Genomic DNA, 13,961 nt, shown 5'->3' with positions numbered 1-13,961 from the left:
CTTTATTTTATGGAGAGAAGTGTATGGAGGCTCTTTTTTTATTGTTTATATATCAAAATGTTACATGGATTACTACGCGTATACAGTTTTTTATATTCTTTTTTATATTTTTGTATTTTTCTAAAGACAACAATGGAAAAATGGAATAAAATATGTAAGGGTACAAAATAGATAATATTTTAATAAATAAATACATATAGGAAAATGAATAATAAAGTGAAACTTCCATCAGTGGATGATCATGCGCTAAACAAGCATGATGGAAAAGGAAGGGTGTGGAATATGCCAGATTTAGTTAGTGATGTAAGTCATTATATGAACTATTTAGTAACGAAGCGAAATACCGTTTCTAGTAATATTGCAAATGCGAATACACCTGGCTATAAAGCACAAGATGTAACATTTGCTGAGCAAATGAATATGAGCAGTGCATTATATAAAAAAAATGCTGCGGATTTAAAGAGTAATCCAGATTTATATCAAACGAATGTAATGCACTTACCGACAGCAAATACGAAAAATACATACGCAAAGATTCAAACGAAATCAATGCAAACGAATAAAGATGGAAACAGTGTTGATGTAACGACAGAAATGCTAGATTTAATGAAAACAAACCAATTATACGGTGTTTCAATTAATGCAATTAATACGCAATACGCTATTAACCAAGCAGCACGTGGACGTTAATAGTAAAAGGGGAGACAACGATGTTTCAGGCAATTAATGCAAGTGGCTCAGGGCTAACTACAGCGAGAAAATGGATGGAAGTTACTTCTAACAATATCGTAAATGCAAATACGACGGGAGCACCGGGCGCAGAGCCGTATCACCGCCGAAGTGTGGTGTTGGAATCAAATAATAGTTTTGCAAGCATGCTAGATGGAGCTCCTACTAACGGAGTGAAAATAAAAAGTATTGAAACGGATCGAAATGAAAACCTTGTGTATGATCCGACGCATCCGCATGCAAATGAAGAAGGATATGTACGTTATCCGAACATTGATGTGACAGCTGAGATGACGAATGTAATGGTTGCTCAAAAAATGTATGAAGCAAATACAAGCGTATTAAATGCGAACAAAAAAATGCTCGATAAAGATTTAGAAATCGGCCGAGGATAAGGGGGAAGAGGGGAAATATGAAAATTCAACCAATGTTAAATACACAGCCATTTGGAGCGATTCAGCCGATTGGCACACAGAAAACTTCAGAAACATCTGTAGTTGAAGGCAAAAAGTTTATTGATTTATTGGAAGATATGAATCAAACGCAAAATAATGCCCAAACAGCAGTATATGATTTACTGACAAAAGGGGTAGGGGAAACGCATGACGTTTTAATTCAGCAGAAGAAAGCTGAATCACAAATGAAAACAGCTGCTCTCGTACGCGATAATCTTATTGAAAATTATAAGTCACTAATTAATATGCAAATTTAGGAAAATGGACGGGTGTATTTAAATGGAAAAGATAAAAAATGTTTTCCAATCGCTGAAAACGTGGCATAAGTTAGTGATTGGTGCTGCGCTTTTAGCGATTGCAACAGGAGCACTTTTATACTTCACCTTGCCAGATAAATATGTTGTTGTATATCAAAATTTAAATGATACAGATAAGCAAGAGATTACAGCAGAATTATCGAAGCTAGGTGTTGATTACCAATTAGCAGCCGATGGTTCGATTCGAGTGCAAAAGAACGATGCTCCATGGGTTCGAAAAGAAATGAATGGAATGGGCTTGCCGTTTAATTCAAAAAGCGGTGAGGAAATTCTATTAGAAAGCTCACTCGGTTCAAGTGAACAAGATAAGAAAATGAAGCAGATTGTCGGCACGAAAAAGCAATTGGAGCAAGATATTGTACGAAACTTCGCGACAGTTGAAACGGCAAATGTGCAAATTACATTACCTGAAAAAGAAACAATTTTTGATGAAGAAAAAGCAAAAGGAACAGCGGCGATAACTGTTGGTGTGAAGCGTGGACAATTATTAACAGCTGATCAAGTTGCTGGTATACAGCAAATGATTAGTGCGGCAGTTCCTGGCGTGAAAGCAGAAGAAGTAAGTGTTATTGATAGTAAAAAAGGTATCATCTCAAAAGGAACAGATGAAGCGCATTCTAACAGTTCCTCTTCTTATGAAAAAGAAGTAGAGATGCAGCATCAAATTGAAGGTAAATTAAAGCAAGATATTGACGCAACGTTAATGACGATGTTTAAATCAAATGAATATAAAGTGAATACGAAAGTGTCTGTAAACTACGATGAAGTTACACGTCAGTCAGAAAAATATGGCGATAAAGGTGTACTTCGCAGTAAACAAGAGCAAGAGGAAAGTTCTACTGCGCAAGAAGGAGCAGATACGAAGCAAGGTGCGGGTATTACAGCGAACGGTGAAGTGCCGAACTACGGTACGAACAATAATCAAAACGGTAAAGTTGTCTACGATAATAAAAATGGTAACAAAATTGAAAACTATGAAATAGATAAAACAGTTGAAACAATTAAGAAACATCCGGAATTAACAAAAACAAATGTTGTTGTATGGGTAGATAACGATACGTTAGTAAAACGAAAAATTGATATGACAACATTTAAAGAAGCGATTGGCACAGCAGCTGGGCTTCAAGCTGATCCGAATGGAAACTTTACAAACGGTCAAGTTAACGTTGTAACTGTTCAGTTCGACCAGCCGAAAGTTGAAAAAGAGAAAGAGCCAGAAAAAAGTGGTATGAACTGGTGGTTATTCGGTGGAATTACAGCTGGCTTGCTAGCAATAATTGGCCTAGTATGGTTTTTCTTAGCAAGACGTAAGAAAAAGAGAGAAGAAGAGGAATATGAAGAATACTTAGCAGAAGAAGAAATTGCTGCTAGTAGTGAAAGTATCCTGGAAATTCCTGAAGAAAAAATAGTACCAGAGCCAAAGCCAGAACCAGAACCGGTAGAACCATCAGAACCTACATTAGATGATCAAGTGCAGGAAGCTACGAAAGAGCATGTAGAAGGTACTGCAAAAGTAATTAAAAAATGGTTAAACGGACAGTAAGGGAGGAAAAACAATGTTAGATGAAATCTCCTCCAAAGAGAAAGCTGCCATCCTCATTCGTACATTAAACGAAGAGGTGGCAGCAAAAGTCATTGAATATATGACGGCTGAGGAAAAAGAAGTGTTACTTCGCGAAATCGCGAAGTTTCGTGTATATAAACCAGAAACGTTAGAAAATGTACTAGGGGAGTTTTTGTACGAACTAAATGTAAAAGAGTTGAATTTAGTAACTCCAGATAAAGAATACATTCGTCGTATATTTAAAAATATGCCAGAAGACGAGTTGGAAAAATTATTGGAAGACCTTTGGTATAACAAAGATAATCCATTTGAATTCTTAAATTCACTTACAGATTTAGAGCCACTTCTTACAGTGCTTAATGATGAATCGCCACAAACGATAGCGATTATTGCTTCTTATATTAAGCCGCAACTTGCTTCTCAATTAATTGAGAGATTACCAGATCATAAACGTGTAGAGACGGTAATGGGTATTGCAAAGCTTGAACAAGTAGATGGTGAATTAATTAATCAAATTGGTGAGTTATTAAAAGCAAAATTAAATAATATGGCATTTAGTGCTATTAATAAAACAGATGGATTGAAAACAATAGTGAACATTTTAAATAATGTTTCACGAGGTGTTGAAAAAACAGTCTTTCAAAAGCTGGATGAAGTCGATTATGCGTTATCTGAGAAAATTAAAGAAAATATGTTTGTCTTTGAAGACTTACTTGGTCTTGAGGATCTTGCGCTTCGCCGTGTATTAGAGGAAATTACAGATAACGGTGTTATCGCGAAAGCACTTAAAATTGCAAAAGAAGAAATTAAAGAGAAACTATTTACATGTATGTCTTCAAACCGTAGAGAGATGATTCTTGAAGAGTTAGATGGCTTAGGACCGCTTAAGATGACGGATGCTGAAAAAGCACAACAAACGATTACAGGTACGGTGAAAAAGTTAGAAAAAGAAGGAAGAATTATCGTTCAAAGAGGTGAAGATGATGTCCTTATTTAAAAACAGAATTCCGAAGAATTCTGTTTCTTTTTCTGAAGAAACGTATGAATTACAATTTCCGAAACCAGTATCAGTTCACATTGAAGAAGAGATACAAGTGGATCATGCAGAACTTCTTGCACAGCAAGATGCATTACATATTGAAATGAATCAGCTAAGGCAGCAGCAGCAAATGCTAGAACGAGAGCGTCAGCAGTTGTTGCAAGATAAAGAACAGTTTCAAATGCATATTCATGAACAAATGGAACAGATGGAAGCAGCGCGTATACAGTTTCAAAAAGAACAACAAGAAACAGCATACGAATGGACAGAGTTATTATGGAATCAATCTTTTCAGTTAGCAGAAAAAGTAGTGAATCAAGCGGTAGATTCGCGCTTATTAGACGTTTTGCCGATTTTAACAGGCATCGTGCAAACATTGCCTACTTCATTTGAAAAATTAATTATAACGGTTCATCCAGAAACATTTGAACGTATACAAGAAGAGAAAGAAAATACGAAAGAGTATTGGCTACTACAATTAGTAGAATGGAAGTATGATTTTTCTTTACAGTTTGGCGAATTTGTTCTGGAAGAAGAGAAAGAGTTTTTTGAGTTTAAATTTGCGCCTATATTTGCGAAGCTTCGTCATAAGTGGGAAGAAGAGAAGTTGTTTGAGGAGCAAAATGTATGAACAACGAGCTAATGAATGAACATAATAAATGGAATACATTTATTGAAACACCGTTTTATACGAAAGTTGGCAAAGTTCATAGTGTACAAGAGCAGTTTTTTGTAGCGAAAGGTCCGAAAGCAAAGATTGGAGATGTTTGTCTCGTTGGAGAACATAGTGTCTTATGTGAAGTAATTGCGATTGAAAAAGAAAATAATATGCTACTTCCATTTGGACAGACAGAAAAAGTATGTTACGGAGATGCAGTTACATTAATTGAAGAAGATGTTGTTGTACCTCGTGGTAATCATTTACTTGGGAAAGTGTTAAGTGCGAATGGTGAAGTGTTAAATGAGAACACTGAAAACATTCCACTACAAAAAATAAAATTAGATGCACCGCCGATTCATGCATTTGAGCGTGAAGAAATTACAGAAGTATTTGAAACGGGAATTAAATCGATTGATTCCATGTTAACGATTGGGATTGGTCAAAAGATTGGTATTTTCGCAGGATCGGGTGTTGGTAAATCTACCTTGCTTGGAATGATTGCGAAAAACGCAAAAGCTGATATTAACGTTATTAGTTTAGTAGGAGAACGTGGCCGAGAAGTAAAAGACTTTATTCGAAAAGAATTAGGCGAAGAAGGTATGAAAAAAAGTGTCGTTGTTGTAGCAACGTCAGATGAAAGTCACCTTATGCAACTTCGTGCGGCTAAGCTTGCAACATCTATTGCTGAATATTTCCGTGACCAAGGTAATAACGTATTACTTATGATGGATTCTGTTACTCGTTTTGCTGATGCACGCCGAAGTGTTGATATTGCGGTAAAGGAATTACCGATCGGTGGTAAAACACTGTTAATGGAAAGTTATATGAAAAAGTTATTAGAACGATCAGGAAAAACGCAAAAAGGGTCAATAACAGGTATTTATACAGTGTTAGTTGATGGTGATGATTTAAATGGTCCTGTACCAGATTTAGCTCGTGGTATTTTAGATGGACATATTGTATTAAAACGTGAGCTCGCAACTCTTAGTCATTACCCTGCCATTTCGGTATTAGATTCGGTAAGTAGGATTATGGAAGAAATCGTATCGCCGAATCATTGGCAACTTGCAAATGAAATGAGAAAAATTCTATCTATTTATAAAGAGAATGAATTGTATTTTAAACTTGGAACAATTCAAGAGAATGAAGAAAATGCTTATATTTTTGAATGTAAAAATAAAGTAGAAGCTATAAATACGTTTTTAAAACAAGGTCGAACGGATAGTTTTCAGTTTGAAGATGTTGTCCAAGCGATGCACCATATTGTATAAGATCTCGCCCTTTGAGGTCTTATTTTTTTGATTTTAATATTTCACAGATTTTTTTGTAAAAAAACTATATAATAGAAAAAGGTAACGTTATAATAGGAAGGGGCTATGAAAACGGGTGGATAAGCAGCAGTACGACACGATTAAATTGCAGATTAATCAAGAGAAAGAACATATCTTGAAAGAAGTGTACGAACTAACAGCTGAAAAAAGAAAAATAGAACAAAAAAAAGAATATGATCTATATGTTGTGAAATCACGCAATAAGGTTGTACAAACGGGACAACGTATTATGGCTGGTATGCTTTCATCACATACATTTTCACCTGAAAGAATAGAAGAATGGAATCGAAAAATTAAAAAAACAGAAGGTTTTATTCAAAAAAATGAAAGCTTTTTAGAGCAAATAAAAGAAAAAGAACGTGTCATTGATGAAATGTATGAAGAAGATTGTAAGAAGCTTGCGAAAGTAAAAGAAAAGCTGGAAGAAAAAATGCTTCTTGATTTAAAAATGTGTATGAACGGATGAGGTGGATGTAGTGATACAGTTTGTATTACCGGTGCAGCAAAGTTTACCTCCGCAAAAAGAAAAAGGGCTAGAAGTACAATCGAAAAATGAAAATTCTTCATTCGATAATACAATGAGAATTGAAAATAAAAAACAGCCGAAAACGGAGAAAACGAAACGAGAAGAAGCACCAGAAGAAGAGAAGAAAGAATATATTCTCGCAAAAAAAACGGTAACGAAAGAAGAGCCGATTGTAAAGAAAGAAGAAAAGAAAGAGACAGAACAGTTATTGTTAGCTGTATCTGAGCAGATGGTTGCAATTGAGCAATTGCGTGTGCAGCCAGAATTGTTATATCAATACATACAAAAAATACAGGCGTTATATAAAGAATACGGAAATATTAAACTGAACGAATTGCCCGCAGCTGAATTACAGCAATTACAAGAGCTTTTTTCTAACATGAATATTAAAAATGCCATATGTTTAGAAGATACAATGCAAATGGCGCTAGACAAGGTGACGATGCCAGAGCAGACGTTGCAAGTATTAAAAGTCGTAGAATCAGAAACTTGTAATATTGCAAAGAAACAAGAGGAGTCTAAGGAAGTAGAACTCCCGAAAGCAGAGAGCGATGATGTGAAGGTAGAGTTACCAAAAGTCGATCAGTTAAATGACTCAAGTTCGGCCGGAGCTGAGTTATTAAATAAAGCAACGGGTACTGACCAAATAGGAAAACAAAATAGTGGAGCTGAGAAGGTTACATTACCTGACTTAGGCAAGAAAATGGAAGCACAAGTAGAGGCTCTGCAAAAGTTTGTAGTGAAACAAGAACGTGTTTTATTCCAGCTAAATCCAGAGAAACTTGGTTCATTAACTGTATTTATGAAAAAGCATGGAGATCAAATTGAAGTCCATGTAGAAATGGAAAAACACGATGCGAAAAAGCGTGTTGAAATAATTTTTGACGAATTGAAGCTAAAATTAAAAGAAAAAGAAATTAATATTCAAATAAGTTATTCAGAAAAAGATGAACAACGTAAAGAACAGCGAGAACAAGAACAAAGGCAAAAACAAAAATTAGCAAATACGAAACATGAGAAACAACAGTCAAAAGAATTTGCGGGATTATTGGAGGAATAAAGCGTGCCAACAGTTGGATTAAATACAACGAGTACAAATCATATTCCGTTACAAGCAGGAGCGCAAAAAAGTTATGTACCTGTTAACGGTGTACAATCGCCAGTTCAACAAACAAATGGAGTTTCAGCAGGAGAGCAAAAGACTCCTGGTGTAATGGGGAAAGATGATTTTCTAAAATTATTTTTATCAAGTTTCCAGCACCAAGATCCATTCAATGCGATGGATATGAATCAAATGATGAATCAGACAGCGCAGTTATCTCTTATGGAACAAGTGCAAAATATGACAAAAGCAGTTGATTCTTTAAGAACGACGATGTATTCGACAGCGCTTGATGGCGGAATGAAGTTTTTAGGGAAATACGTAAGAGGGATCGACGGTGACGGTAAAAAAGTAACTGGTCAAGTAGAGACAGTTCGCCTTGCGGAAAATAATGATGTACAGCTCGTTATTGATAATAAGATTGTATCTCTTCGCTTTGTTGAGAGGGTGTCTGATAAACCGATTGGAGAAACGAATCCAGAAGATGCAAAGAAAGACGATCAAAAAGTAACTGAAGAAGTAAAAACTACAAATTCATAAGGAGTGTACATACGTTATGATTAAAGCGTTATATACAAGTATTACAGGGATGAATGCAACACAAAATGCATTAAGTGTAACTTCAAATAATATTGCCAATGCACAAACAGTTGGTTATAAAAAACAAAAAGCAATGTTTGATGATTTACTGTATAACAATTCAATTGGTTCAAAAGGCGACGATAAATACGCAGGGACGAACCCGAAAAGTATCGGTAACGGTGTGAAAATGAGCGGAACAGTTACGGATTATAGCGATGGTACAATTACGCTAACTGGTGGTAAAACACAAGCAGCAATGGAAGGTAATGGTTTCTTCGTGGTTGGCGATTCAAAAGGCGGCAACACGGAATTTACGCGTAAAGGTACATTTGGAATATCTTCAGATTACTATATTACGAATACAGAAGGGCAATATGTATTTGCATATCCTGCAAATGCAGCAACTGGTGAAGTTGATTTATCTGGTATTCCAGGACCGTTGCAAATTCCAATGGGATCAGCAATCGGTGGTATTCGAACGTCAAAAGGAGTCGTTGGAGGGAATATTCCAGCCGATGCAAAACAGATTACGCAAGAATTGCCTGCATACGATGATGCCGGTAATACATGGACAATGCGTGTAGAATTTACACAAACTAGTGAACATAATTATAAATATACAGTACATATGCGTAACGACTCGAAAAAAGAAACAGAGTTTAAAGAGGTTCAAGGCGCAGGCGGTGATGTAACATTCGATGCGGTAGGAAAGCCAAATCAGCAAAACCCTGGAGCGTCTATTCCATTTAATGGCGGAACAGTAAATTTAGATTTTAGTAAATTAACAAACCATCCGACAGAGAAAACATTAGCAGTAACAGACGTAGATGGTAGAGCAGCAGCGACTGTTAAAGATTGCTTTATTGCTGACGGTGGATATGTGATGGTAAAATATTCTGATGGAAGTATGAAAGCTGCGGGTCAATTAGCTGTTGCGATGTTCCCGAACGAAGGCGGCTTAATGAAAAATGGTAATGGTAACTACACAGCGACAAATACAACTGGTATTTTAGCAATGGGTGTATCTGGTCAAAATGGTGCAGGAAAAGTACGCGGTAGTGCACAAGAAGGTGCAAACGTAGATTTATCTGTAGAATTCGTTGATTTAATGTTATACCAACGCGGATTCCAAGGAAATGCGAAAGTAATCAAAATTTCAGATGAAGTATTAAATGAAGTTGTGAACTTAATTCGATAATAAATCGTAAAGAAAAATTGTAACGTAGTAGGAAGGGTTTTATATTCGTATGACAAGACAAGAGCGAATTTTACAATTGCCTTTTTTCGAAAATAAACGTGAGCTTGCTGAGCAAATGTTAAAAATAGAACGAGAAGAGCATGTATATTTACCAGATCAATTTGAAATCAAACAAGTGCCTCCATATTCGTTTGGTGAAAAACAAGCAATCATTGGCCGTATACACGAGTTTTACTTCGTAAGTATTGGTAGTAGTGGTGTTTGGAAGTATCAACTGTTTAAAGATGAGATGAAGTGCCGTGAGTTTTTCGTTATGTTGCCGGATATTACGGATCAGCAGCTTGCTTTTTGGTTCAATAACATTGAGTTGTTGAAAGGGGCTTAAAAGCTTTCTTTTAGGTTTTGAGAGAGGGCCCAGCGATGTTTAGTAGCGGTCAGTGCATATGGAGTGGTTCTAGGTTAGTTGAAGAGGCTGGGAGCCATGAATGAGATTGTTAGGCTCACCGGATTGTAGTAGCGACAGTGCTTATGAGTGGCTCGCATGTTGTAGAGATATGGAGTAGTTCTAAGGTAGTTGGAGAGGCTGTAATCCAAGTTTTTAGGTGGTGCCTCTTCACTTTTTGGAGAGAGGATTTCTCTGATTCTAGGAGCAATGATTTGAAATAGAGTTAGATTAATTTAAGATAGTTGTGCTATATTGTACAATTAGACTAAGTTTATATAAAAGGAGAGGTGAGGAGGATGGCGCAGAATAAGTATCGCGTTACATTCATTTCGCCAAGTGAGATTGAGCAACGTACTGTAATGGCGGCGAGTAGTTTACCTAATTTAATACGTCAAGTAGAGAGTATTATTGCAGATCCGAACGGTTATTTTGTAAATGATAAAAAAAATAATTGCTATTTTAAAGTTATTAAAGAAAATGTTACGTATATTCAATATGAGTTACTATTTTCTGATAAGGAAATTCACATTGAAAAGTTAAAACATATAGCACCGGCGGTATTGAAACAAGTATTTAAAAAAATAAACGATCCGGAGTTATATGCACTTGCGCTACTTGATGTTGATATAGCAACGAAAGAATACGTGCTAGAAGAAATGAATCCGGAGCTAAGAATAAGAGTGGAAACGGAGCTTTCGAAAAAATGGGAAGCAATGCCGACAGAAATTGTAGGAGCACAAGAAGTGTTACTAGAGGCACTTGCTTCGTTTATACAAGATTAAGTTTTACCGGTAGTATTTCTACTTTAAAACTGTGAGGATCACTCAACTATCTATATTTTTCATATAGGTAGTTGACTTTTTGGTTTTAATAAAGCTTAATAATTAAATATACGGAATTAATGGAAGGGGAGCGACACCTTTATGTCACAAGCACAAAGTATTTTATTAGAAAGCGGAACAAACGAATTAGAAATCGTAACGTACACTGTTGGTGAAAATTTATTTAGTATTAATGTAATGAAAGTGCGTGAAATTATTAATCCATTCCCTGTTACAACTGTGCCAGAAGCTCATCATGCAGTTGAAGGTGTTGTTCAAGTACGTGGTGAAATTTTACCTGTTATTAACTTAGCAACGGCTCTTAATTTAAAATCTATAAAACCACTTGATCAAACGAAATTTATCATTTCAGAATTAAACCAAATGAAAGTTATTTTCCGTGTTGATGAAGTGCATCGTATTCAACGTATTTCATGGGAACAAATTGATGAACCAGCTTCATTATCTATGGGACTAGAAGAAACGACATCTGGTATTGTAAAACTAGATGGGAAAATCATCTTATTATTAGATTATGAAAAAATTGTATGTGAAATTAGCGGTACTGGTTATGACAATAAATCACTTGCAGGATTAGAGCAAAAAACAGATCGAGCTGAAAAAGTTATTTATATTGCAGAAGATTCAGCGATGCTTCGTCAAATACTAGAAGAAACATTATCATCAGCTGGATATACGAAAATGAACTTCTTCAGCAATGGTGCAGAAGCATTAGCTCAAATTGAAAAATTAGCAAAAGAGCAAGGTGAAAAAATGTATGAACATATTCACCTGCTTATTACAGATATTGAAATGCCGAAAATGGATGGACACCATTTAACGAAAGTAATTAAAGATAGTGAAGTAATGAATCAATTACCAGTCATTATTTTCTCTTCATTAATTACAAATGAATTATTCCATAAAGGTGAAGCGGTAGGAGCGAATGCTCAAGTAAGTAAGCCAGATATCCAAGAATTAATCGGGCTAGTTGATAAGTTAGTACTATAAAGCTTCTTTTAGTTGGAAGAGAGGAGCCAGCCATGTGTGTAAAGACAGAAAGGTAGAGTGTTTCTGAGATATTTTTGTTTTTCTGTAGCCACCGTGGTAATAATGGTCATTCTTTCGGTTAATTAGTTAGCGTTGTGTAAAACCCTCACCTTTACTATAAAGGTGAGGGTTTTTTTACATGATGTTCAATTATTTCATCTATAAGATTTCGTGGTGGCGCAAACTTTTTCGGTGAAAATATATTAGGAATACCATATAATATAATTAAGTAGAATTTTTCTGATATAATATTTTGCTTAGCTATTTTTTAATTTTTCATATTTGTTAAAAATCATTTTTTATTTCGATACTTTTTATACCTTTTTGTATGTTAATTATTTGACAGACAATTTCGAAATGTTATAATATGGATATGTGGAAATTTCTATTTTCTTAAAAGACATGGGAGTCAGATGAGAATTGTGAAAGGATGAGGGGGAGTGACACATATTATGTATCACCACACAGCAATCAATGTATTAAGTCTTTTACAAAACATGTCAAATAATAAAACGAACGATATGAAATTAGAGGCGGAATTTAAAAAAATAGAGAAACAATTCCAAATCGGGTATGAAGAGCTAATCGATTTATATAATAGAATGGTATTATTTCAAATAGATATAGAAAAAAATGGCGGTATGCGAGAATATGAAAAATCAGCGATTACTTGGTTGAAGTCTGAACTAGAATTATTGTATGAAGTGTATCAATTTTGTCAACGTCACGGCTTAAACATCGCAAATATTTCAAAATATGTTAGTAAAAATGAACTGAATCTTTTTCCGAAAACGGAAAGCCAATTGCAAAACACGTATTATAAATTAAAAAAACAAGAAATCCCGTTTGAAAATATTGAAAAACAAAAGCCGGGGCGAAAACGTAAATATGCACCTGTAAAAGAGACAATTGCTGAGAAAAAACAAGAAAGTAAGCAGGAAGTAATTGAAGACGTTCGAAATGAAGATGATGAAAAAAGCCTCGTAACAGTTATATCTGGCATCGTGGATAACTTTGAAACAATTAGTCAATGTAGTGACAAGAAAGAACACGAATTGCATCAGTTCATGGAGGGAATCTATAAGCTTTCCAGTATGGCAGCAGAGCGTTCAAAAGATGAAAAGAATGCACGTGGTCTTGAAGGTGAATTACATTCATTACGAGCTGAAAATGAAAGATTAAAACGAGAGAAGGAAGAACTCGTTCATGATATTAAAGAGATGACGCATCATTTAATTCATTTTATTACGAGCTCTGATATCGATCAAATTCGTACATTGCCTTACTTCGTAAAAGAATGCAAACAAGATCTACATAAGCTAGGGTTATATAACGCTCAAGACGGAAAAATGAAAATTATGGTTGACCGTAGTGGACAAGTTATGACCGTAACACAATAAAAAAATTGGGTACAAAATAAAAGGGAGATACATAGTGTATATGTATTTCCCTTTTGTTTTGTATGGAATCGTTTCGGACAGAGGAAAAGTTACAATTAATTTTAGTAAATCAAAAATTTGTACAAAAGGAAGGAGCTAGGTCTTACTTTGTAGTATTACGATCAGAAAAATACTAGGAATATGCGTATTGTCACTGTGAAAGGACTTAATACATAATGATTTTAAAGATAAACCGACTCTTCATCAAGATTTAACTGATTTAATTGAGGTGAATAAGTTGTATAATCGTACAGTTGTTATTACATTTCATCAACCAACTTTTAATACGGAGAATTGAAGAGTAAAGTAGGATTCCAAAGCATGGCCAAAAAGGTGGCTGTTATAAGTTATTTGCCTACCAAGATAATCAATATTTGTTTAAAATATAAGATTACTATTTTATTATACCGAGTAATTATTCACATTATATAATAATTACTTACTACATTATTAACATGGTTATCTTACAAAAATGTAAGGTTTTTTTAATTGACACTCGTACATACGAGTAACTATACTGGTTACACGACGTTGGTGAATATATTTAATATTTTCTATCTATAAGTGTATGTCTCAGGATTCTGTTCGGAATAATAGTTCGATTTGTATTTAATATCTTTAATATAGGGATAATGCGGATTTAATCTATTCTTTATTCTAGGTCGTATTATTTAAAGATTAACTATAAATGATATATTTACC

15 protein-coding genes and 1 pseudogene are annotated in these 13,961 nt (G+C 34.9%); all 16 read left to right on the top strand.

The features are described 5' to 3' along the window. Positions 1–204 precede the first annotated feature (204 nt). Positions 205–690, top strand: coding sequence for a flagellar basal body rod protein FlgB (gene flgB, locus ABH960_RS09555; RefSeq protein WP_050551290.1), 486 nt, complete (start codon positions 205–207; stop codon positions 688–690). A 20-nt stretch (positions 691–710) separates the two neighbouring features. Continuing rightward, a complete protein-coding gene (flgC, locus tag ABH960_RS09550; protein ID WP_002030933.1) occupies positions 711–1,124 on the top strand; it encodes a flagellar basal body rod protein FlgC in 414 nt (137 codons plus the stop codon). 17 nt (positions 1,125–1,141) lie between these two features. After that, the gene (gene fliE / locus ABH960_RS09545; protein WP_002064631.1) at positions 1,142–1,441 is read left to right on the top strand and encodes a flagellar hook-basal body complex protein FliE; all 300 of its coding nucleotides are present in this window, start codon (positions 1,142–1,144) and stop codon (positions 1,439–1,441) included. Positions 1,442–1,463: 22 nt separating this feature from the next. Further along, positions 1,464–3,044, top strand: coding sequence for a flagellar basal-body MS-ring/collar protein FliF (gene fliF, locus ABH960_RS09540; protein WP_201055944.1), 1,581 nt, complete (start codon positions 1,464–1,466; stop codon positions 3,042–3,044). Positions 3,045–3,057: 13 nt separating this feature from the next. Further along, positions 3,058–4,062, top strand: a complete 1,005-nt coding sequence (gene fliG / locus ABH960_RS09535; RefSeq protein ID WP_002030936.1) for a flagellar motor switch protein FliG — start codon at positions 3,058–3,060, stop codon at positions 4,060–4,062. Further along, positions 4,049–4,735, top strand: a complete 687-nt coding sequence (locus ABH960_RS09530; protein ID WP_033706611.1) for a FliH/SctL family protein — start codon at positions 4,049–4,051, stop codon at positions 4,733–4,735. Before fliG ends, ABH960_RS09530 begins: the two co-directional genes overlap by 14 nt. After that, positions 4,732–6,036, top strand: coding sequence for a flagellar protein export ATPase FliI (fliI, locus tag ABH960_RS09525; RefSeq protein WP_404444684.1), 1,305 nt, complete (start codon positions 4,732–4,734; stop codon positions 6,034–6,036). The genes ABH960_RS09530 and fliI overlap by 4 nt, the downstream gene beginning before the upstream one ends. A 115-nt stretch (positions 6,037–6,151) precedes the next feature. Beyond that, complete coding sequence (locus ABH960_RS09520; RefSeq protein WP_002012036.1) at positions 6,152–6,562, top strand: hypothetical protein; 411 nt, start codon at positions 6,152–6,154, stop codon at positions 6,560–6,562. A gap of 10 nt (positions 6,563–6,572) precedes the next feature. Further along, positions 6,573–7,682, top strand: a complete 1,110-nt coding sequence (locus ABH960_RS09515; RefSeq protein ID WP_002126592.1) for a flagellar hook-length control protein FliK — start codon at positions 6,573–6,575, stop codon at positions 7,680–7,682. Positions 7,683–7,685: 3 nt separating this feature from the next. Next, positions 7,686–8,264 (top strand): flagellar hook assembly protein FlgD, encoded by a 579-nt coding sequence (locus tag ABH960_RS09510; RefSeq protein WP_404444681.1) that lies wholly within the window; start codon positions 7,686–7,688, stop codon positions 8,262–8,264. Positions 8,265–8,280: 16 nt separating this feature from the next. Further along, complete coding sequence (locus tag ABH960_RS09505; RefSeq protein WP_002126594.1) at positions 8,281–9,504, top strand: flagellar hook protein FlgE; 1,224 nt, start codon at positions 8,281–8,283, stop codon at positions 9,502–9,504. A 49-nt stretch (positions 9,505–9,553) separates the two neighbouring features. Beyond that, complete coding sequence (locus ABH960_RS09500; RefSeq protein ID WP_002030948.1) at positions 9,554–9,889, top strand: DUF3964 family protein; 336 nt, start codon at positions 9,554–9,556, stop codon at positions 9,887–9,889. A 356-nt stretch (positions 9,890–10,245) separates the two neighbouring features. Further along, a complete protein-coding gene (locus ABH960_RS09495; RefSeq protein WP_002012030.1) occupies positions 10,246–10,731 on the top strand; it encodes a hypothetical protein in 486 nt (161 codons plus the stop codon). Positions 10,732–10,872: 141 nt separating this feature from the next. Continuing rightward, positions 10,873–11,781: a chemotaxis protein gene (locus tag ABH960_RS09490; RefSeq protein ID WP_002126599.1), complete on the top strand. Its 909-nt coding sequence runs from the start codon at positions 10,873–10,875 to the stop codon at positions 11,779–11,781. Between the two features lie 491 nt (positions 11,782–12,272). Next, positions 12,273–13,220, top strand: coding sequence for a DNA-binding domain-containing protein (locus tag ABH960_RS09485; RefSeq protein ID WP_002126601.1), 948 nt, complete (start codon positions 12,273–12,275; stop codon positions 13,218–13,220). An 83-nt stretch (positions 13,221–13,303) separates the two neighbouring features. After that, positions 13,304–13,545: pseudogene (locus ABH960_RS09480) on the top strand (Ger(x)C family spore germination protein); the annotation flags it as partial. Between the last annotated feature and the right edge of the window lie 416 nt (positions 13,546–13,961).

Origin of the sequence: Bacillus sp. RC252, assembly GCF_044909215.1 — a bacterium.
Lineage (GTDB): Bacteria > Bacillota > Bacilli > Bacillales > Bacillaceae_G > Bacillus_A > Bacillus_A mycoides.
The sequence above is the reverse complement of the archived record's forward strand: the minus strand, read 5'-3'. Positions and strand labels throughout refer to the sequence as shown.